The sequence below is a fragment of the Anaerolineales bacterium genome, from assembly GCA_015075625.1.
Taxonomy (GTDB): Bacteria; Chloroflexota; Anaerolineae; order Aggregatilineales; family UBA2796; genus UBA2796.
In genome coordinates this window covers 830,245-850,181 of record JABTTZ010000002.1, presented here as the reverse complement: position 1 = coordinate 850,181, position 19,937 = coordinate 830,245, and the positions used below count along the sequence as shown (strand labels likewise).

The window sequence follows — 19,937 nt, the reverse complement described above, 5'->3', positions numbered from 1 at the left end:
TAAACGATATGGTATAGTCGCCCCAAAGTAGTGAAGGGGTGGAGTAGGAATCGAATGACAAAAGTCCTTATCGTCGAAGACGAAGCAACCTTAGCCGAAACGCTGATGGAAAATCTGACCGACGAGGGCTATGAAGTATTCCATGCCGCCGATGGCGAGGCGGCGCTGGCGATGGTGCGTGCCAAGATGCCCGATCTGGTCGTTTTGGATGTCATGCTCCCCATTTTGGATGGGTTGAGTGTCTGCCGCATCATCCGCAAAGACGCCACGATCTCGCACATCCCGATCATCATGCTCACCGCACGGGGGGCAGAGGTGGATAAGATTGTCGGCTTGGAGAGCGGCGCCGATGATTATATTGTGAAGCCCTTCGGCTTGGGGGAATTTCTCGCCCGCGTTCGTGCCATGATACGCCGGATGCCCGGACGCCCCGCCTTGCAAAGCGAGTTGATCGCCCACGATTTGCGCATTGACCTTGCCGGACGGAAAGCCTTTCGGGGGGCGAATGTCCTTCAACTGAGCCACAAGGAATTTGATCTGCTCTCAGAATTGATGCGCAATCAGGGGGCGGTTCTCTCCCGCGATTTGATCCTGACGAAAGTCTGGGGGTACGAATTCTTTGGCGATAAGCGCACGGTGGATGTTCATATCCGCTGGCTGCGGGAAAAGATTGAGGATGATCCCTCTACCCCGCAGCGCATTGTCACCGTGCGCGGTGTGGGCTACCGTTTTGAGGGTTAGCCGCCGCCATGATTGATGCAACAGCCGTCCTCGTGATCGCCCTCGCCCTTGCGGGGGCGATTCAGTTTTTGTTTTGGCAGCGGGCGCGGCGTGGGCAGGAACGCCTTGCGGGGAGGCTTGTCACCCTTGAGCGTGAACAACGCCTTGCCAAAGCCGACGCCGAGAGCGCCCACCAAGAGACAGCGCAGATTGCCGATGCCAGTTACGATCCGATTCTGGTTGTGGATTCCGAACGGCGCATCCGGCGGCTGAATCAGGCGGCACGCGATCTGTTTGGGGTGGGGGAGGGCAGCCTCGGCACGTCGTTTATTGCCGTCACCCGCTCCCACGAGTTGGAAGGCTACTTGACGGCGGCGCTGCACGGTGAGCCGCGCCTTGACCAGCAGTTGACCCTTGACCAGTTCACCTTTCGCGCTCGAATTGTTCGTCATACCGGGAACGATGGCGCGGTGATCCGCGTCGTCGTAACCCTCAACAATGTGACCGAACTGATCCGCCTGACACGGGCGCGGCGCGATATGGTGGCGAACTTTTCCCACGATATGCGCACGCCCATCAGTTCGATTCGCCTTCTGGTGGAGATGCTTCGTCAGAATCTTGGCAAAAACCCACAAGGCGACCAAACGAAACTGGCGAAGATTGCCAGCGCTACCGACAGCCTTCAACATATGATGCAAGAATTGCTCGACCTCAGCACCATTGAATCGGGGCGGGCGATCATGCGCATGGTGGAGACAACCTTTGGCGATATTCTTAGCCGCAGCCTTGAGATGATGGAAGCCCAATTTGAAGAAAAAGGGCTGACGGTGATCAACGAAGCGGCGATGGATGTGCGCGTCCTTGCCGACCCAGATCAAGTGCGGCGCGTGATCAACAATATTTTTCATAATGCGGTGAAATTCACCCCCAAAAAAGGCGAGATAGTCATCAGCACAGCACAGACGACCTCTCATCTTGCGGTGTGCATCAAAGACAGCGGGCCGGGGATTCCCCCCTTTGAGCGGACGCGGGTCTTTGAGCGTTTCTATCAGGTTGATGGAACGCGCAGCGGCGCGGCGGACTCGCGGGGGCGGGGGACGGGGTTGGGTCTTGCCATTGGGAAACACATTATCGAGGCACACGGCGGGCGAATCTGGGTAGAGGGGGGGATTCCCTCTGGCGCGTGTTTGTTGTTCACCCTTCCCCTCGCCTGAATTCGGTATACTTTGGTGTGGTGCGCAATACAGTTGCGAGCGCAACCCCAACACCCCGCCGCTAAAGAAGCGAGCTGAGATCAGACGCCCCATTGGGGTTTTAACGACATAACGCGCCAGTCATTGCAGAAAGAGGCGTCCTGTGTCTGATCCCTCGCTTATCCTTGTGGTTGACGATAACGAGATGAATCGTGAGGTGCTGTCGCACACTTGGAGCGGCAAGGGTTCGCGGGCGTGATCAGCCGCCGCTCATAAACCCCTCTAACAGCGCTTTGACCGCCCCCCACTCGTCATTCGTAATGCTGAAGTAGACGCTGTGGCGGATGCGCCCATCGTGGCTGATCATGTGGTTGCGAAAAATCCCTTCCTGCCGCGCCCCAATGCGGAGGATCGCCGCCCGCGATTTGCTGTTCAGGGCGTCCGTTTTTAGCTCCACCCGCAAACAACCCAACGTCTCAAAGGCATGGCGGAGCATGAGGTACTTTGCCTCGGTGTTCGCCCCCGTCCGCTGTGCGGCGGGCGTCAGCCATGTTCCGCCAATTTCGAGGCGGTGGGCATCGCGGTCTATCGCCATATAGCGCGTGCTGCCGATGGGCTGATTCGTCGCTTGGGAGACGGTGACAAAAGGGAGCAGCGTTCCGGCGACTTGCCCCGCCAGCGCCGCCTCAAGATAGGTGTGCATGTCTGCCCGGCTGCGAATCATCGCCGCCATATAGCGCCAGATCGATTCGTCTAACCCAACGGCGCACAACCCCTCAAGGTGGGCGCGGGTGAGCGGTTCAAGACGGACGACGCGCCCTTCCAACTGCACGGGTTCAATGACCATCGGAGGGAAGGGTTGCGGGACGTAAGCGGGTGGCGGCAAATCGTGATCAGTGATCATCGTGAAGGTCTTTCCTTTTGTTCAACACCTTTGTATCTCTCCAAATCCTCACACCCCCCCAGATTAAGGATACCGCATGATTCCAGACGGCGGGCGACCCTCAAAAGGTGCAGTCCAGCGCGTAGAGAACAAGACGATCCTGATCGTAGAGCAGCGACATTCGCCCGCCAAAGGCGGCAAAGGTCATCCGCCAGCGATCCAGTTCGCCGTTGAGAGGGGCGGCGAAATAGGTATGCCCATTCGTCAGCGTCGTTCCGCAGGCGGCGCGGGCAAAGGCTTCCGGCGTCGGCTGCCAAATTACTTTCATTCCCACTGGTTCGCCTAAGTACCAACCGAGTTCCCACCCAAGCCAGTGATCCCAAACCACCGACTCGGCGGGCAGCCGTGTTTTGATCGCCCGCGCCAAGCCCGCCACTCCCAGATCAGCCGAGTCCTGCCGGAGGGCGACAAGCGGCAGGATCATGGCGAGGCTGACGACAAGGGCAACCCACCGCGCCCGACGGACGCCGAGCAAGAGACACATTCCCCGCGCCATGAGGATCACCATCAGCGGGACGAGCGGCACAAGGTAGCGATCATAGAGGGGGAAGGCGACCAGCCAATAGAGGAAGAACGTCCCAAGCACGCCCACCGCCGCGACTCCCTCGGCGCGAAAACGCCCCGTATGGCGCACCGCGGCAACGAGTGCCGCCGCCGAAAAGAGCAATGGGGCGGGAATCCCCCCAAAGGAATCACCCACATAGCTCCCCCAAGTGGCAAGGCGCGGGAGGACTTCCTCAGCGCGAATCCACCGCAGCGCACCGGGATTCGTCACGCCAAGCGTCCAGAAATCAATGGGGAAGGCACGCGCCGCGCTCCACACCGCCAACGCGCTGATTCCAATCCCCAAAGGACAGGCAAAGCGAAGGGCATCCCGCCACGAAAACACCTTACTGCGGATGCTGATTCCAAGCAGGGCGTAGAGCGGCAAAAACTGGATTGCGCTCTGTTTGGTGGCAAGGGCGAGGGCAGCGAACGCCCCCGCCCATGCCGCCCTTTGCCGTGCCAGCGCCATGGCGGCGCTGATCAGCCAGAGGGTGAGCAGCGGATCGTGAAAGAGGGTGGCGGCAAAGCTGACCTCGAAGGGGGCGACGGTCAGCAGCAGGAGAGCAATCGGAGCAATGTCCTTGATTGTGCCGCGCCCTCCGCTGTGCAGGAGGGCATAAAAGGCGGCAAGCGTGAGCAGCGAGACAAAGACAGTGGCAATGCGCCCGCCGAAGGGGGTTTCGCCAAAAAGGGCGAACGACCAACCGGTGAGAATAATCCCAACGGGCGGTTTATCTAGGGGAACATCGGGGAAGAGGTATTCGCCATAGCGGGCGAGGCGGCGGGCATACGTCCCATAGAGCGCCTCGTCGGGGTGAAAGGGATAGGCGGTGTTGAGTGTGTGCAGACGTACCGCCGCCCCCGCCAGAAGGATCACAACGACGGCGGCGAGAGCGCGGCGGCGCATCATATCTGGTTCACCCGCCGTTCACACGGCGCGGTTAATTTACAAAGCGGTAACGGACAAGGGTAAAGACGGCAATGGGGGCATCTGTCCATTTGATCTTTTTCCCCTCGTCCCAGGGACGCCCGTTGTACGAGATCGGCACTTCGTAAATGCGGTAGCCGCGCTTGAGGATTTTCGAGGTAATCTCTGGCTCAAATTCAAAGCGTCGGGAGCGCAACCGCATCCCCTTGACGACCTCTGCCCGCATGACCTTGTAACAGGTTTCCATATCGCTGAGAATCGTGTTGTAGAGGATGTTCGTGATCAGCGTTAGGGTGCGGTTGGCGATCATGTTCCAGAAAAACATCGTGGAGCGCGGACCGCCGAGGAAACGCGATCCATAGACGACCATCGTCTTGTTTTCTTGAAGCGGCTGGAGCAGCTTTGGGTAATCGCGGGGGTCGTATTCCAAATCGGCGTCTTGGATCAGGAAAATCTCGCCAGTGGCGGCGGCAAAGCCCGTCCGCACGGCAGCGCCCTTGCCCTGATTGTGATCGTGGAGGATCACCCGCACCAATGGATCATCGGCATAGGCGGTCAGCAGATCACGTGTGCCGTCCGTTGAGCCATCATCAACAATGATAATCTCGTGAGCAATGGCGGTGTCTTTGACTGCCTGAACGACCTCTTGGATCGTTTTTACTTCGTTGTAGCAGGGGATGATCACCGAGACTGAATAGTTCAATGCGCTGTACCTGTACCTTGTCCTGAGAATACCCGCCCCAGTATACCGAAACGATGGGGGGCTTGGCAAGGTAAGAAGGCACTGCCCCTGACAGCCTGCCCCTTTGCAAAGGTACGAGAAACACCCCTACGAAGTTACAGGCGGAGGAACAGACGATGGAATTATGTACATCCCCCCGCTGTTGGAGGCGCTAGGGCTGGCAGAATTGGAACACAACCCCAAAAGCAACCGGATGAAGGCGAAATAAGGCAGCACTCCGCTATTGCGCTTTGCCCCCTCGCCGTCTCACAGAAAGCAAGGGGTGCCGAACATCGCTGTGCGAATGATCTACCAAACACTCATCCGCTGAATCTTGCCAATGCCCCGAAAACCAAGTACCATGACGCGCTACCTTTGGCTCAGATCAGAACAGGATGGCATGTCCGAACGGGTACGCGAACGCCGCCGTTTAGAGCGGGAAAATCGACGGCAGCAATATGCCTTATACGACGATCTCGCAGGAGAAGCGCCAAGCGCCCTTGAGCTTGCCGAGGATGCCCGCTATGCTCAACGCATGAGCCTCCTCAAATTTACGCTGGTCATGTCCGGCGTGGCAATGCTGCTCTTTACAGGGTTGATTACTCTCGCCCTGATCATCCTCCCAACGTGGTTTCGCAGCTTACCCACCAGCGAACAAGTTGTTTGGATGAACCGCTTGCCCCTTTTAGAAGCCTTCAAACCGACCCGCGTTTATGGGTTGGATACGCTCCCAACGGCAAATCCGGGCAACGATGCCACCGCCATGGCGCTCTTGGGGAATCCCCCTGCGCTAGGGACGGAAGAAACGTCTCCGCCTAGCGCGGAAGCCGTTGTTCCCGCCGTCCCATCGCCTAGCCTCACGCCAAGCCTTCCCTTTGTCTCCCGTGTGACACCCATGCTGGCGACGAATACGCCGGTGATTGCCGCGATTGGGGCAACGCCAACCCCCGGCGAGGCAAATTTCCTCCCGCCGCCCACCGCCACCTTCGCGCCGACCTTGCCGCCGCTGCCGCCGCCGACGTTCATCCCTGTTCCGGCGTATTATCAGGCATCTGGCTATAAGTTCGTCAAACAAAAATGGAACACCTGCGGACCGGCAAACCTAACCCAAGCGCTCAATTACCTCGGCTGGACGGGCGGGCAAGATACGGTGATCGACTACCTGAAGCCGGATCGGGAAGATCGCAATGTGAACCCCTGGGAACTCGTTAATTTCGTCAACGAGTATCTCAACGCACAGCGCGGCACGCCATATAAAGCGTTGGTGCGCGTCGGCGGGACGCTCGACCTACTGAAACGCATCGTCGCCAATAATTTTGCCGTGATCATCGAGAAGGGCTACTCCCTGCCCGAAGAAGGGTGGCTTGGGCATTACCTCACCATTCAGGGCTATGACGACACACGGGGCGAAATGCACGGCTTGGACACCTATCTAGGGGATCGTTGGGAGAGCTACGACTCGCTGGATACGCGCTGGCAGCAATTCAACCGTGTCTTTATCGTCATTTACCCCGCAGACCGTGAACGGGAACTTGCCGATGTATTGGGCGGCTACAAGGATGTGAACTATGCCATTCAGTTCGCCCTGAGCAAGGCAAAGGAAGAAGCCTCCATCCAGACAGATAACCCCTATGCGTGGTTCAATCTGGGGTCGGCATACGTCCTACAGGGGGATTATGCCCGCGCCGCCACCGCCTTTGACCGCGCTCGAAATATCGGGACGATGCTCCCCTGGCGCTTTTTGTGGTATCAATTCACTCCCTATGAGGCGTACTATCACGCTGGCAATTATGGCGAGGTCTTGAAACTTGCCAATGCAACGCTGGCGAACTCGGCAGATTTGGAAGAATCGCTCTATTGGAAGGGGATGGCGCTTGCCGCACAGGGCGATTACACAGCGGCGAAACAAGCCTTCCAACGGGCGGTGCGCATCAACACCCGCTCCACATTGGCGGCGCAGCGCCTTGCCGAGATTGATAATGGGACGTTCCGTCCGCCGCTGTAACACCCCTTTTCCAAGTGGTGAGGGCTGCAAAGACCAACGCATAGAAACCAAAGGACGCTATGACTGACGCGCCACACGAATCACCCGCCGCCGAACCCTTACGCCCACCCACCGCCGGACGGATCGCCCGCTCTGCGGCGATGGTCATCGGTATTCTGACCTTTGGTAAGGCGTTCAGCCTGATCGAAAAATGGATTGGCTTGGATCGCTTTGGCGTCGGGCGGGAGTGGGATACCTTCACCGCTGCGAATCAGCTTCCCTCCCAGTTGTATATCCTCATTTCGGGGGGGGCGCTTGCCTACGCCTTTATCCCTATCTTCAGCGGGCTGCTGAGCAAGGGAGCGCGAGACAGCGCGTGGAAACTGACCTCGAATGTCGTCAACACCGTGTTCCTCACCGCGCTTTTCCTCAGCGTGATCGTCTTTTTTACCGCTCCCTGGCTGGTGGCGAATGTCACTGCCCCCGGCTTTGCGCAAGGGGCAGATGGGGCAGCAAAGGTGGCGCAAACGGCAAACCTGATGCGTATTCTGCTGCTCAGTCTGATTCTGTTTTCCATCAGCGGATTGGTGTCGGGCGTCTTGCACACGCATCAAACATTTCTCTATCCGGCGCTCTCGCCCATCTTTTACGATGTGGGCAATCTAATCGGCGTGGCGATCTTGGCACGCTTCATGGGCATTTACGGCGCGGCGGTGGGCGCGGTGATTGGCGCGGCGCTCCATTTGGCGATTCAAATCCCCGGACTGATCCGCATCCGCGCCCGCTGGCAACCCTATCTGAACTGGCGAAACGCCGAACTGCGGCAGGTGATCACCCTCATGATTCCTCGCGCTGTGGGGCTTTCACTGGCGAACCTAAACCTCTTGGTAGCGGGTAATATCGCCTCCCGTTTGGCGGAAGGGTCTACGGCGGCGTTTGATCGTGGCTATGCGCTGATGCAAATTCCGCAGACGATCATCGGCACGGCGATGGGGTTGGTCATCTTCCCGACACTGGCGCTGCTGAGCGCACGGGACGATCTGGACGGCAAACGGACAGCGATGAGCGGGTCGCTGCGCTTCATCCTCACCGCCGCGATTCCGGCTGCCGTCTTGCTGGCGGTGGGGGGGCGTCCTTTTGTGGCGATCTTGGAGGGCGGGGCGTTCGACAGCGCTGGTGTCAGCCGCGTCTTTTTCGTGTTGCAACTGTTTGCCTTAGGCATTGTCACCCAGAGCGCCCTAGAGATTGTCGCCCGTGCCTTCTATGCCGATAAAGATATGGTTGTGCCGCTTGCCGCGCAGCTTGTGGAGGTCGTCTGCAACATCGGCTTTGCTTTCCTCTTTGTGGCATGGTTTCAGGTTGCTGGTTTGGGCTTGGCGAACAGCCTTGCGGTAGGCATTGAACTGCTGATCTTGATCCTTGTTCTGCGGCGGCGCTGGAAAGGTATTCACGAAGGCGTCCTGCTGACGACGCTGCTCAAAACGAGCCTTGCCTCGGCGGTCATGGCGGCGGTGATGATCGCCTTTGCCCCCACGATCAACGGGATCACCCCTTTCAGCGATCCGCGCCTGTTGAACGCCTTTCATGGCGGGGTGCAGCTTGCCCTAGGGGTGATCGTCTTTGTGGGGATGGCATTCCTGTTGCGAATGCGCGAGATCGGAGAGATACGTAGGCTACTCTTTCAGCGGGCGGTCAAGCCCTAAACGTCATAAGAGATGCGGCGAGTAGGGGATATAGCACGGGTGTCCCACCTGTTTCATGTGTCTGTACATTGTCCCCGCGAAAAACTGACCATAGAAAAACGCCCCTGCGCCGCGTATAATGGCTATTCGTTTGATTTAGAAAGCGTGTGAGGGTATCCCCATGAAGGTACGTCCTTCGGTGCGGAAGATGTGCGCGAAATGCCGTTTTGTGCGGCGGCGCGGCTATCTGTATGTCATTTGCAGCGTTGACCCCAAACATAAACAACGGCAGGGGTAAGCGCCCGCAGCGTGAGTCATCACAGATCACTTCAGCGTACCGCAACCAATGAAAACGGGTCATGATGACCCGTTTTTTGTTGCCTGTAGCCTAAGGCGGGCGCGGGGTGGGCGGACGCCCAGGGGGTGTTTCTACTTGGCAAAGGCAGCGGCGATCTCAGCGCCCACGCGGGCATTATTCTCAATCAGGGCGACATTTGCCCGTAGACTCGCCGCGCCGGTGTACTCCTTGATCGCGTTCAAGACGAAAGGCGTGACACCCTTCCCGCTGATGCCTTTCTCCCGTAGATGCGCCAACGCTGCTTGGATCGCCGCCCGCGATTCCGCCGCCGGAAGTTCCGCCGTTTCTGGAACGGGAACGCCCAACAAGACGCCGCCGGACGTGCTCAGGTGCAGCCGCGCCGCGAGGATCGCCGCGACCTCTGCCGGGGATTGGGCAACCCATTCCAGCCCGACGCCGCTCCCCCGCGTGTAGAACATCGGAAATTCTGCGAAGCGGTAGCCGATCACTGGGACGCGGAGCGTCTCTAGGTATTCCAGCGTGGCGGGGATGTCCATAAACGCTTTCGTCCCCGAACAGACGGTGAGGACGGGGTATTCGGCAATTGCCAGCAAATCGGCAGAGATGTCGAAATCTTGGGCGGCGCTTGCCCCCACCCCACCGATTCCGCCCGTGACAAAAACGCTGATTCCGGCAGCGGCAGCAATGGCAAGGCTACTGCCAGCGGTCACCGCGGCGTCCGCTTTACGGGCGAGGATCATCGGAAAATCGCGCTCCACCGCCTTCAAGATCGTTTGGCTAGTGGCGAAGTATTCCAGTTCAGGGGCGCTTAAGCCAACGCGAATGACGCCGCCCAGAATGGCGAGGGTGGCGGGAACTGCTCCCGCCTCGCGGACAAGCTGTTCGCAGCGGTGGGCAACCTCAAGGTTGGTGGGGTAGGGCATTCCGTGTGCAATGATTGTGCTTTCAAGGGCGACAACCGGCATCCCCGCCGCCAGCGCCTCGCGCACTTCGGGATGGACGGTAACTGCTTCTGGACGGATGCTCATGAAAGCATCTCCATGGGCAGGTGGCGGGTGACGTTGATCCCCCGAATGATCCAATTACCCTCATGCCAATCGAAGATATGCAAGCCGGTGTTATTCGTATTTGTGGCGAGTTCGAGGGAGCGAAAGATATGGCGGATGAGCGTCCCGTTCGTCCCACCATGTGCCACGACGAGAAGGGTATCCGTGCGCGAGACATCGCCGACTAACTTTGTGAAGAAACGCCCAACGCGCTCGTGAAAGGCAGCGTAATAGGGGTCAACAGTCCGGCTGATGGTGGCGCTCTGTGGGTGATCGCGCTTTTCCAGCAGCCCCCAATCAAAGCGTTCAATCTCGACCAAATCGGCGTCGATCTCAAGCGGTTTTTCCAAATAGCAGTTGACGATTTCCGCCGTTTGGTTGGCGCGTTTCAGCGGACTGGCATAGATCAACCCAATGTCGGTGATGTGGTGTGTTTTCAGCCAAACGCCAAGTGCATGTGCTTGTGCCTCTCCCAATGGGGTTAAGGGGGTATCCTGTCCGGCATATTTGGCGGGGTCGACATTGACGAACGATTGCCCATGACGGGCGAGAATGATGCGCATATTGCAGTACCCTCGCTGGTTAGACTATAACCAGCCTTCTTACAAGACGGGCGAACGTCGTGATTTTATCCCTTAGATCACCACAGCATACCCCATTGAGGAGTATATCAGGCTGAGCAAGGCTGTCAACCAATAAGGGGCAATCTTCTTGAAAAATGCTGTAGGTTGGACTCCAAAGCGATGTTCGCTCTGGACAGTGTGCCGCCTAGTGTACCCTAAAAGAGGGCTGTTGAGAGGAGAAGTTGAGGGAAGGGACGGGCGACCACAGCGGGTCGCCCCTACGAGCGAGGGGGAAGGGGGTGAGAGACTGCCTTTTAGTGGCAGCCGCAGCCGCCGCCTGTCCCTGTTTGGGCGCTGTTTTCGCCCTTTGTCTTGAAGGATGTCCCGCAGCCACAGGTGGACACGGCATTCGGGTTATCAATGCGGAAACCGCCACCCATCAGGCTATCTACAAAATCAATCGTCGCCCCGCCAATGTACATAACGCTAGTGGGGTCAATGACAACGCGAATCCCCTCGCCCACCTCAAGAAGCGTATCGTACTCGCTAGGGCTGCCCTCAAACGCCATGCCATATTGCAAGCCGGAACAGCCCCCACCGCTGACGAACACGCGCAGCGCATGGTTGGGAATATTGCGGGCAGCAAGAAGTTCTTTGATCTTCGCTGCCGCCATGGGCGTTACGGTAAGGGGAAGGACATCCGTCTCAGCGACTTCAATCTCATCATGTTGAATCAAATCGGTCATGACTTTAGCCTCGTAGGGTCGTACACAGATGGACGATGGTACTCTCTAGATCGGAGTGTAGCACACAAGAGAATCATCGTCAATTACTCAGACAGGAGTTAGAAAAATTAGATAGACCTTACTCAGTTGCCCTCATCCCCCTGCGCCCCGCCTTCGGCGTGTACCTGCTTCTCCCACTGGAAGAGGCGGGAATCCATTTTTTTGAGGGGGAAGCCCCCTCAAACTTCCCCTTTCGATGAATACAGGGTAAACACGTTCAACTGCGTAAGTCCTATTAGAATCAGCCCGCCACCCCCCGCCACACGCCTGCCACCGCCGCTGCCGTCTGCCGCCAGTCGAAGGTTGCTGAACGTGCCAGCGCTGCGGAGCGCCAGGCAAGGTGTTCGTATTCATCAAAGAGCAGCAGTTTGAGCAGTTCGTTCAGAATATCTGGTTCTTCGGGGGGGAAAAGCGCCGCCGCCCCGTCAGTCACTTCCCGCAGGATGGGAATATCAGAGCAAATGACGGGCGTTCCACATGCCATCGCTTCAATCACGGGCAAGCCGAATCCCTCGTAGAGGGAGGGTAAGACGACCACCCGCGCCAGGGTATAGAGCGTGGGCAAATCTGACTCTGGGACGTGGTAGAGGAACTGTACCGGCGCGTGACTCGCCCGCGCTTGGGCAATCACTCCCAATTCGGCGTTCGTGTGCGGTTGTCCGGTGATCAGCAGTGACGCCCCCTCCAAGCCAGTGAATGCCTCAATGAGGGTAGGAAGGTTTTTCGGGGCGTGCCATGCCCCCACATAGAGGGCAAACCTCCCGCTCAGCGGGAGGTTATAGCGAAGCCGGACGCGCCCCAACTCCGCCGCATCGGTCACCGGACGGAAGTGCGGATCGACGCCTGCGCCCACGACATGAACACGCTCTGGGCGAACGCCAAAACGCCGGCAAATGGCTTCTTTGGTCGCCGCCATAGGGGTGATAATCGCCGCGCTCTGGCGGGCAAAAAGGGGCATTAGCTGCCGTCCGTAAAACCCCCAAAAGCGATCTGTATGGTGGGGAATATCAAAATAGGCAAGGTCGAAGAACGTTGTCACACGGGGGACAGCCGTCAGCAAAGGGACGAAAAAGTTCAACGAATGGATCACCCCTGGCTGTCGCTGACGTGTGGCGTTGATCACAGCAATCTGCGTGAGGTAGAGGTGTTGGGCAAGGTGGCGAAAGCGACTGAGCGCCGTGCGCGGCGTCCGCGTATGCGTTCGGCGAGCGTAATCGGGCGGCGAAAAAACGAGATCGAGATCGGGCGCAGCGCTTGGCAGGTGGCGGATCAGCGCCCGACTGTAGCGGCTGATTCCGGTGGTGTTACGGTAGACCTCACTGGCTTCGATCAACACACGAGTCATAAGGTGGAAATCCCTACATGGGCGAGACGTGCAGCCATGAACGCTCCCACTGCTGCCGGGCTGTACTCTGTTTCAATGAGGCGCTGCCCGCGTTCGGTTTGGGCGCGGGCGGTGCTGCGATTCATATAGAGAAAGCGCAGACACTCCGCCGCGTGATCGAGATCAGGCTCTGCCCACTGCGAGTCCCCCGGTGGGTAGAGGGTGTGCAGGTGCGGTTGGTATCGGTGATCGTCCTCATGGATCGGGCGCAGCCTATAACGGATGGGAAAGCCTGTCTCGGCGGTGAGGAAGTCCATGCTGCCGGAATAGCCTGTGCCAATAACCGGCACGCCTACACCCATCGCCTCCGCCATTCCCAAACCGAACCCCTCGGCGCGGTGAAGGGAGAGGTAGCAATCGCTGAGCGCGATCCGATCCACCACCGCTTGGTGGCTCAAGCGCCCTTCCAGTAATTTTCCGCCAACGCCGGCGACACCCTGACGCAGCGGGGCAGCCAGCCCTTTGGCGTCGTGCTGGTCGAGGTGATGGGCGCGAATCACCAGCAGCGGGGAATCGGGATCACCCTCAGCCGGGCGACCAAAAGCGCGGCGGAATGCCTCAATCACCCCAAAGGGATTTTTGCGGGCGGCGGTGGAGGCAGCGCTGAAGCTGAAAAAGACGACGAAGCGCCGTTCCGGTAAGCCGAGCGCGGCGCGGCTGATCCCGACAGTGGGACGAGCGTCTACGGGGATCGGGATACGCACCACCGGAACGTCAACGGCGGCGGCAATGACCGTCCGCGCAAAGTGGCTGATCGTCCATACTTCGTTAATGCCCGCCACCGCACAGAGCGCCCTCCACGCCGCCGGAAAGGAATCGCGCTCCCACGCCCACAGCGCAAGACGGTATGGCGCACGCCGGAGGGCAGGCGGAAGCCCCCGCAGCGTCTCGATAATCTGGGCGGGCGGGGAAGCCATGAGCATGATTTTGGGGGGTTTTCGGGGGGCGCTGGGGATGGCTGCCAATTCCGGCGAGAGCGGCTCACGGCGGGGGAGGTTATAGGTGAGCGGGTGATGTTGAAGGGGGATGTTTGCACTCAGCAGCGCCCGCCCATAGCCGCGATTCAACTCGCCCAAGCCCGATTCCGCCTGAAGATCAGCGGCAAGGACGATACCTTCCAGCAACTCAGGGTGAGCGGCGCGAACGTCCCCGCCTCCCCGCTGAGGGGCGGGGATTTCTTCCGGTTGAAAGCCCGCCAGCCCCAAACGAACCGCCACCGCCCGCCGCATCTCGCCGCCGATTAGCCAACGGGCAAGGCTCACCACACCCAACCGAACGAGGATCGGGCGAAGAAGGCGGTAAAAGCGGTGGGCGATTGGTGAACTGGGCATTCCATTGACTCCGAGCAGCCCTTCACAGGATCAAACAGGCATCACCGAGGCTGTAGAAACGATAGCCCTCGCGGATCGCCGTTTCGTAGGCATGGCGGATCGTCTCCCGTCCGGCAAAGGCGCTGACAAGCATGAGCAGCGAGGATTTCGGAAGGTGGAAATTCGTCACCAGCGCATCCACCGCCCGAAAGCGAAAGCCTGGGACGATGAACAGCGCCGTCTCGCCCTGAAAAGGGATTACCGTCTCGCCCTCCGGTGCTGCCTTTGCTGCCGCATTGTAGACGACAGCGCCCGATGTATCGGTCATGCCTATTGCCCTCAGCGCCGCCGATTCAAGAGTGCGTGTGGTCGTTGTCCCCACCGCCACAACCCGCCCTCCGGCGCGGCGCGTCGCATTGATCTGAGCGGCGGCGGTGGGGGATAGCTCGGCATATTCCTGATGCAGTCTTCGGGCGCTGATCTGTTCCTCGGTGACGGGCAGAAACGTCCCCAAGCCAACGTGCAACAGGCAGCGCACAATGCCCACCCCACTCGCTTCGATTCGCGCCAGCAGTTCGGGGGTGAAGTGCAGTCCGGCGGTGGGCGCGGCGGCAGAGCCGGACTCGCGGGCGAAGACGGTTTGGTAACGTTCTGGGTTGAGGATCGGCGTCCGAATGTAGGGAGGCAGCGGCGCTTCACCAATGGCGCTCAGGTATGGCTCAAGCGGTTCGCTAAAAGCGACGACGCGCAGGGCATCCTCACCCACTTCGGTGATGGTCGCTGTGAGGGGGGCGCCGCGAATCGTGAGGCGGACGCCGACGGTCAGCCGCTTGCCGCCGACCATTGCCCGCCAGCGGGTGGCGTCTAAGCGCCGCAGGAGCAGCAATTCCACCGCCCCACCTGTATCGGCTTTCTGCCCGTGCAGCCGCGCCGGAATCACCCGGGTTTCATTCAGGACGAGACAATCGCCGGGGCGCAGGTAGTCGGGCAGATCGCGGAAGGTGCGCTGTTCAAGCGGGACATTCCCGTCCCCTGTACGATGAATCACCAACAGCCGCGAGGAATCACGCGGCTCAACCGCGCTCTGGGCGATCTGTTCGGGGGGAAGGTAAAAATCGTACTCGTCCAAACGCGGGTCAGGCGCTGGATCGATAGGTAGGTGGGTCATTCGCGGTTGATCAGGCGCAAAATGACGTTGATCAGGATCGTCCCCACAACGCTGATCACAATCATGCTAACGATGGGGACAAAGCAAGAGACGTTTTCCGTTTGGATGCGAAGATCGCCCGGGAGGTTGAACAACTGATTCAGGATTGGGATCCGCGCCAGAAGGAGAAACACCACCCCCAACGCCAACGCCACCCCGCCGCCAATGAGGAGGATTTTTCCGATGGATTCAAGAGTCATTTGCTCACCCTTCCTTCAAGATACGCCGTCCCTCAGCCGCATCGGCGCTGATCTGGGCGATCAACCCCTCTAGATTAGGGAATTTTTGTTCGCCGCGCAGCCGTTCAACAAGCTCAAGGATTACGTGTCGCCCATAAATATCTCGATCAAAATCCAAGAGATGCGCCTCAATACGGACCCCATCCGCCGCGCCAAAGGTGGGGCGTACCCCAATGTTCGTCACCGCCTGATAGCGTTCTGCCTCGCTGTCGATCTGGGCATAGCAGGCATACACGCCGTTGGCGGGGATGACCTGTTCTTCCCACACGGCAAGATTCGCCGTTGGGAAGCCAATCGTCCGCCCGCGATGGTCACCATGGATGACCTCTCCCTGTAGGCGGTAGGGGCGTCCGAGCCACTCACCCGCCCGCTGTACATCCCCCGCAATCAGCGCTTCCCGAATGCCTTGACTACTAATGCGGCGCTGTTCCGCATCAAGGAGCATCGTCAATTCTTGAACGGCAAAGCCCTTGAGCGCCCCTTGATTCTTCAAAAATGTAAAGTTTCCCTCGCGTTGATAGCCGAGGGCAAATTCCGCCGTCACCCATAAGCCGCTCATGAGGAGGTGATCGCGCAGCAGGTCAACAAAATTGGCTGCCCGCACCGCCCGCACGGACTGATCAAAGGGGTGAGTGATCACCACATCGACGCCCAATTCCCCGAATAAGCGGGCTTTTTCCTCTGGAGCAGTGAGGTAATAACGCCCTTTCTCGTTTCTCAAAACTATATCAGGATGCGGAAAGAGGGTTAACACAACGGCGAGGCGATTCAAGCGTTTTGCCGCTGCCACAAGCTGCCCAATGAGGGCGGCATGTCCACGATGAACACCGTCAAAAACGCCGATTGTGACGAGGGATTCTTGGTTTAACTGTACGTCGTTGAGGTGGGTGTAATGTTGCATAGATCACTTTCTAACCTAAACAGTACCTAAAAAGGGGATGGCTGACAAGCGTTAAGAAGGCATCACAAATTTGATATATCGCTAGGCATCTTATAATTTGTGCTGTACAATGCGTACAAGCAAATTTCTGAAATTTGTAAAAGTCGCCAGAACAGCGACACGCCGAGACATATCTTAGCAGGTGTAAGGAGCATAGGTGCATCATGAATCACAAACGGCTCTATGTAGGCGATTTAGCAGGAAATATCACCGAGTCTGATTTACAGCAAATGTTCACTGAGGTAGGCAAGGTGGAACAAGTGACCCTTGTACGCAAAGGGACACATGGGCTGCATGGGTTCGCCTTTGTGGAAATGGTTTTCCCCGAAGATGCCCGCGCCGCTGTCCAGCGTTACAATGGCACAGCGATTGATGGCTCTCGGTTGATTGTCTACACCGTGCCGCCTAAAAGCCGTCCCCGCCCGGTGAATGGGGAGTCACAGTAAGTCGCGCTGAGTAAAAAACCATCTAACTTTCCCCCACACCAGCGTGTTCAGGAAAGACGCCCTCACCATAGCGCCCAACGCTAACCCGTTGGGCTAGGATTGACGACCCCTACGGGGCTTGGAGTGTCCCTCTTTATCACGCCCAACCGACGGAGGGAGGTCACATCTCTAACTCCAACGGAGTGATTAATCCCTAGGGCGTGGGGCTAAAGCCCACGCCTCCTCCCACGCCGTCTGCGTTTCACTTCCCTGTATGGTTTAGGGTACACTTCCCCAGAGCGTTTATCTTAGGTTTTGTCTAGTGAGGGGTTTTGCCATGACGACAATTGCTATTCCAACAATGATTTTGAAGCAGTTATACACCTACAGCAGTTTAGAAAATGGGGACGGTGGGATTCATTTTTCGATCAAGAACCGCCTCAGCGATGCCACCTTTGCCGCCCTCAAGGGGGTGAGCATTGATGGCAAAGCCGTTGATCTTGCCCATATCACTGTCATTTTGGGGGAGGGTGACACGCGCACTCCCGCCCAGATTAGCAAAGACAACCCGATTGACTTTCCACTGCGCAAGGCGCTGACCGTCTTTGCCAAAGGGGAACACCTTGCCCCCGGCAAACACACGGTGGAAGTCACTTTTGAGGCGCTCCCCTTTGGCGAACTGACCCTGACTGTTGAGGACAGCATCACCGAAAAACACGATAACCTGACGCGCCTCCCCCGCGATGCGAACGATGATTACAGCGAAGCGATCATTGCTGAGCGGATCGCCTTTGTCGAACAGTATTCAGGGGCAAAACTTGTCCATAGTTCAAAATACTCGTTTGATCCGCATGTGACGAAGGGAAATGTCGAACATTTCACCGGCGTCGCTCAGATTCCGCTTGGCTTTGCCGGCCCGCTGCGGGTGAACGGCGAACACGCACAAGGGGAGTTCCTGATCCCTCTGGCAACCTCCGAAGGGACGCTGATCGCCTCTTATAATCGCGGCATCAAAGTGCTGAATCTGAGCGGCGGCGTCATAGCGACGGTGGTTGGCGATGCGATGCAGCGGGCGCCTGTCTTTATTTTTGAGAACGCCCGTGCTGGACGGGAATTTGTCCATTGGGTGCATGAGAACATGGGAAAAATCCGCGAGGAAGCCGAGGCAACCTCCAGTGTTGCTAAGTTGCAGTATGTAGACCCTTACCTAAGCAACAAATTTGCCTACCTGCGCTTTAACTACTCCACTGGCGATGCCGCCGGACAGAACATGGTTGGGCGGGCGACCTTTGCCGCCTGTAGTTGGATTTTGGACGCTTACAAAGACTACCCAATCAAGCATTTCTATCTGGAATCAAACTTTGCCACCGATAAAAAGGCGTCCCAGATCAACGTCATGCGGACGCGGGGCAAGCGCGTGACGGCGGAAGTGACGATCAAGCGCGATACCCTTCAACAGGTGATGCGCGTCACGCCGGAGAGCCTGAACTACCACATGCAGGTATCCAATGTGGGGGCGTTTATCTCTGGGGCAAACAACAACGGGGCGCACAGCCCGAACGCGATCACAGCGATGTTCATTGCCACCGGACAAGATGTGGCAAATGTGTCTGAGTCCTCGGCGGGCATCCTCTATACGGAGGTGACGCCAGAGGGCGATCTCTACTTGTCGATCACGATTCCTTCGCTGATCATTGCCACGCACGGCGGGGGGACGAAGCTGCCCACCCAAAATGAATGCTTAGCGGTTTTGGGCTGCACCGGACGAGGCAAGGTGAACAAACTGGCGGAGATTATCGCTGGTGTCGTCTTGGCGGGTGAACTCTCCCTTGGCTCAGCAATCTCCTCCTCGGATTGGGTGTCCAGCCACGAGAAATACGGGCGAAACCGATAGCCCTTACTTACCTTCCCACAAGGCTAGGGGGAAACCCTGCCCTTCCTCCGCACCACTATAGGGACGCCCTAGAGGGCAGCCGCATCTGCCCGCCGCGAAAGCAGCGGGCTAAGCCCCTGCCACACTCCGAAGAACAGCAACCCAAACAGGCATCATTCATGGCATTGTGGTATCTGAAAGCGGCGCTGCAAGGCACATTGTCTGTGCTGCCCTTCTCCCGGACAACGAACTACCTCTTTCAGCGCTATGTCTCGAAGGGGCTGCACCCCACCCAGATAACGCTTGAAAACAAGCTCAGCACCTTTAAAACCCACTTAGAAAATTACCGCTTTGCCCTGAACGCCCCTGACGCCCGACCAGAGCGAGTCTTAGAGATTGGGACAGGGTGGCTGCCCTTTGTGCCTATCGCCTTCGCCCTTGCGGGGGTGGCGCACATCATCACCATCGATAAGGTTGGGCTGACGCGCCGTACCCTGCTGCAAGAGACGCTCGATCTGTTTCTTCACTATGCCGAACAAGGGACTCTTCAAACATGGCTGCCCCTTGCCGAAAACCGCCTATCCCTGCTTGAACAAGCACGTAAACGGATTGACACGGAGGGTATCAAAGAGGCGCTGGAGGCGCTGCACATCGAGGCGCGGGTACAGGATGTGCGGGAACTAACCACCCTCCCTCCGCCCGATTTATTCGTCTCCAACAACACCTATGAGCATATTCCGGGGGAGGTTTTGCGCAGTATCCTCAAGATGTATCGGCGGCTTGCTCATGAGCGCTCTGTGCTGAGCGATATGATTGATCTGACTGATCATTATGTCTATTTTGATAAAACGATCACGCCCTACAATTTCCTGAACTACTCCGAGCGAACATGGCGGTGGTTCAATAACCCCTTGCAATATCAAAACCGTCTACGGATCAGCGATTACCGCCAGTTTTATGAGGAAAATGGCTTTCGGATTCTGCGGGAAGAAAACAAACGGGCTGCCGAAACCCTTCCCACTGGCGTCCGGCTGGCGAAGGAATTCGCCCATTACGCACCCCAAGACCTCCTCGTTACCGAGAGTTGGGTGATCGCTGTTCCGGCAGCCCCTACCGTCTAGCCCCTGCA

Annotated in this window: 19 protein-coding genes; 8 read left to right on the top strand and 11 right to left on the bottom strand. The window is 58.1% G+C overall.

Translation table 11 applies throughout. The features are described 5' to 3' along the window. Positions 1-54: 54 nt before the first annotated feature. Together HS103_12315 and HS103_12310 are read left to right on the top strand one after the other, a co-directional pair. Positions 55-741: a response regulator transcription factor gene (locus HS103_12315; GenBank protein ID MBE7513582.1), complete on the top strand. Its 687-nt coding sequence runs from the start codon at positions 55-57 to the stop codon at positions 739-741. A gap of 8 nt (positions 742-749) precedes the next feature. Then, the gene (locus HS103_12310) at positions 750-1,934 is read left to right on the top strand and encodes a PAS domain-containing protein (GenBank protein MBE7513581.1); all 1,185 of its coding nucleotides are present in this window, start codon (positions 750-752) and stop codon (positions 1,932-1,934) included. A 238-nt stretch (positions 1,935-2,172) separates the two neighbouring features. Here HS103_12310 and HS103_12305 read toward each other — a convergent pair whose 3' ends face one another. The 3 genes from HS103_12305 to HS103_12295 all read right to left on the bottom strand — a co-directional run bounded on the left by HS103_12305 (position 2,173) and on the right by HS103_12295 (position 5,009). Beyond that, entirely contained in the window at positions 2,173-2,760 is a 588-nt protein-coding gene (locus HS103_12305; GenBank protein MBE7513580.1) for a GNAT family N-acetyltransferase, read from the bottom strand. A 157-nt stretch (positions 2,761-2,917) separates the two neighbouring features. Next, positions 2,918-4,312, bottom strand: a complete 1,395-nt coding sequence (locus HS103_12300) for a glycosyltransferase family 39 protein (GenBank protein MBE7513579.1) — start codon at positions 4,310-4,312, stop codon at positions 2,918-2,920. A 31-nt stretch (positions 4,313-4,343) separates the two neighbouring features. Further along, complete coding sequence (locus HS103_12295) at positions 4,344-5,009, bottom strand: glycosyltransferase family 2 protein (GenBank protein ID MBE7513578.1); 666 nt, start codon at positions 5,007-5,009, stop codon at positions 4,344-4,346. Between the two features lie 442 nt (positions 5,010-5,451). On the opposite strand from HS103_12295, the gene HS103_12290 reads away from it, so the two are divergent. The 3 genes from HS103_12290 (at position 5,452) to rpmJ (ending at position 9,015) form a co-directional block, all read left to right on the top strand. Beyond that, a complete protein-coding gene (locus HS103_12290) occupies positions 5,452-7,056 on the top strand; it encodes a tetratricopeptide repeat protein (protein MBE7513577.1) in 1,605 nt (534 codons plus the stop codon). A 59-nt stretch (positions 7,057-7,115) separates the two neighbouring features. After that, positions 7,116-8,738, top strand: coding sequence for a murein biosynthesis integral membrane protein MurJ (murJ, locus tag HS103_12285; GenBank protein MBE7513576.1), 1,623 nt, complete (start codon positions 7,116-7,118; stop codon positions 8,736-8,738). Between the two features lie 160 nt (positions 8,739-8,898). After that, entirely contained in the window at positions 8,899-9,015 is a 117-nt protein-coding gene (gene rpmJ / locus HS103_12280; protein MBE7513575.1) for a 50S ribosomal protein L36, read from the top strand. Positions 9,016-9,146: 131 nt separating this feature from the next. Here rpmJ and HS103_12275 read toward each other — a convergent pair whose 3' ends face one another. The 8 genes from HS103_12275 to HS103_12240 all read right to left on the bottom strand — a co-directional run bounded on the left by HS103_12275 (position 9,147) and on the right by HS103_12240 (position 16,471). Beyond that, positions 9,147-10,064: a pseudouridine-5'-phosphate glycosidase gene (locus HS103_12275; protein ID MBE7513574.1), complete on the bottom strand. Its 918-nt coding sequence runs from the start codon at positions 10,062-10,064 to the stop codon at positions 9,147-9,149. Beyond that, positions 10,061-10,645, bottom strand: a complete 585-nt coding sequence (locus HS103_12270; protein MBE7513573.1) for a histidine phosphatase family protein — start codon at positions 10,643-10,645, stop codon at positions 10,061-10,063. The genes HS103_12275 and HS103_12270 overlap by 4 nt, the downstream gene beginning before the upstream one ends. A 314-nt stretch (positions 10,646-10,959) precedes the next feature. Next, positions 10,960-11,391: an iron-sulfur cluster assembly accessory protein gene (locus HS103_12265; GenBank protein ID MBE7513572.1), complete on the bottom strand. Its 432-nt coding sequence runs from the start codon at positions 11,389-11,391 to the stop codon at positions 10,960-10,962. Between the two features lie 280 nt (positions 11,392-11,671). Then, positions 11,672-12,775 (bottom strand): glycosyltransferase family 4 protein, encoded by a 1,104-nt coding sequence (locus HS103_12260; GenBank protein MBE7513571.1) that lies wholly within the window; start codon positions 12,773-12,775, stop codon positions 11,672-11,674. Further along, positions 12,772-14,145 (bottom strand): hypothetical protein, encoded by a 1,374-nt coding sequence (locus tag HS103_12255; GenBank protein MBE7513570.1) that lies wholly within the window; start codon positions 14,143-14,145, stop codon positions 12,772-12,774. The genes HS103_12260 and HS103_12255 overlap by 4 nt, the downstream gene beginning before the upstream one ends. Positions 14,146-14,167: 22 nt before the next feature. Then, the gene (queA, locus tag HS103_12250) at positions 14,168-15,292 is read right to left on the bottom strand and encodes a tRNA preQ1(34) S-adenosylmethionine ribosyltransferase-isomerase QueA (protein MBE7513569.1); all 1,125 of its coding nucleotides are present in this window, start codon (positions 15,290-15,292) and stop codon (positions 14,168-14,170) included. After that, positions 15,289-15,516 carry a DUF2905 domain-containing protein gene (locus HS103_12245; protein ID MBE7513568.1) on the bottom strand — a complete coding sequence of 76 codons (228 nt, stop codon included), beginning with the start codon at positions 15,514-15,516 and terminating at the stop codon, positions 15,289-15,291. The genes queA and HS103_12245 overlap by 4 nt, the downstream gene beginning before the upstream one ends. A gap of 19 nt (positions 15,517-15,535) precedes the next feature. Beyond that, on the bottom strand, positions 15,536-16,471 hold the full coding sequence (locus HS103_12240) for a bifunctional riboflavin kinase/FAD synthetase (protein ID MBE7513567.1): 936 nt from the start codon (positions 16,469-16,471) through the stop codon (positions 15,536-15,538). A 203-nt stretch (positions 16,472-16,674) separates the two neighbouring features. Between HS103_12240 and HS103_12235 the strand changes: the two genes are divergently transcribed. From HS103_12235 to HS103_12225, 3 genes are all read left to right on the top strand, one after another. After that, positions 16,675-16,956, top strand: a complete 282-nt coding sequence (locus HS103_12235) for an RNA-binding protein (GenBank protein ID MBE7513566.1) — start codon at positions 16,675-16,677, stop codon at positions 16,954-16,956. Positions 16,957-17,281: 325 nt separating this feature from the next. After that, positions 17,282-18,829 carry a hydroxymethylglutaryl-CoA reductase gene (locus HS103_12230; protein ID MBE7513565.1) on the top strand — a complete coding sequence of 516 codons (1,548 nt, stop codon included), beginning with the start codon at positions 17,282-17,284 and terminating at the stop codon, positions 18,827-18,829. A 158-nt stretch (positions 18,830-18,987) separates the two neighbouring features. Next, a complete protein-coding gene (locus tag HS103_12225; protein ID MBE7513564.1) occupies positions 18,988-19,929 on the top strand; it encodes a class I SAM-dependent methyltransferase in 942 nt (313 codons plus the stop codon). The last annotated feature ends 8 nt before the right edge of the window (positions 19,930-19,937 follow it).

Coding starts and splice junctions, on each gene's coding strand:
- HS103_12315 (MBE7513582.1), top strand. CDS start 55: ATGACAAAAGTCCTTATCGTCGAAGACGAAGCAACCTTAGCCGAAACG.
- HS103_12310 (MBE7513581.1), top strand. CDS start 750: ATGATTGATGCAACAGCCGTCCTCGTGATCGCCCTCGCCCTTGCGGGG.
- HS103_12305 (MBE7513580.1), bottom strand. CDS start 2,760: ATGGTCATTGAACCCGTGCAGTTGGAAGGGCGCGTCGTCCGTCTTGAA.
- HS103_12300 (MBE7513579.1), bottom strand. CDS start 4,312: ATGATGCGCCGCCGCGCTCTCGCCGCCGTCGTTGTGATCCTTCTGGCG.
- HS103_12290 (MBE7513577.1), top strand. CDS start 5,452: ATGTCCGAACGGGTACGCGAACGCCGCCGTTTAGAGCGGGAAAATCGA.
- murJ (MBE7513576.1), top strand. CDS start 7,116: ATGACTGACGCGCCACACGAATCACCCGCCGCCGAACCCTTACGCCCA.
- rpmJ (MBE7513575.1), top strand. CDS start 8,899: ATGAAGGTACGTCCTTCGGTGCGGAAGATGTGCGCGAAATGCCGTTTT.
- HS103_12275 (MBE7513574.1), bottom strand. CDS start 10,064: ATGAGCATCCGTCCAGAAGCAGTTACCGTCCATCCCGAAGTGCGCGAG.
- HS103_12270 (MBE7513573.1), bottom strand. CDS start 10,645: ATGCGCATCATTCTCGCCCGTCATGGGCAATCGTTCGTCAATGTCGAC.
- HS103_12265 (MBE7513572.1), bottom strand. CDS start 11,391: ATGACCGATTTGATTCAACATGATGAGATTGAAGTCGCTGAGACGGAT.
- HS103_12260 (MBE7513571.1), bottom strand. CDS start 12,775: ATGACTCGTGTGTTGATCGAAGCCAGTGAGGTCTACCGTAACACCACC.
- HS103_12255 (MBE7513570.1), bottom strand. CDS start 14,145: ATGCCCAGTTCACCAATCGCCCACCGCTTTTACCGCCTTCTTCGCCCG.
- queA (MBE7513569.1), bottom strand. CDS start 15,292: ATGACCCACCTACCTATCGATCCAGCGCCTGACCCGCGTTTGGACGAG.
- HS103_12240 (MBE7513567.1), bottom strand. CDS start 16,471: ATGCAACATTACACCCACCTCAACGACGTACAGTTAAACCAAGAATCC.
- HS103_12235 (MBE7513566.1), top strand. CDS start 16,675: ATGAATCACAAACGGCTCTATGTAGGCGATTTAGCAGGAAATATCACC.
- HS103_12225 (MBE7513564.1), top strand. CDS start 18,988: ATGGCATTGTGGTATCTGAAAGCGGCGCTGCAAGGCACATTGTCTGTG.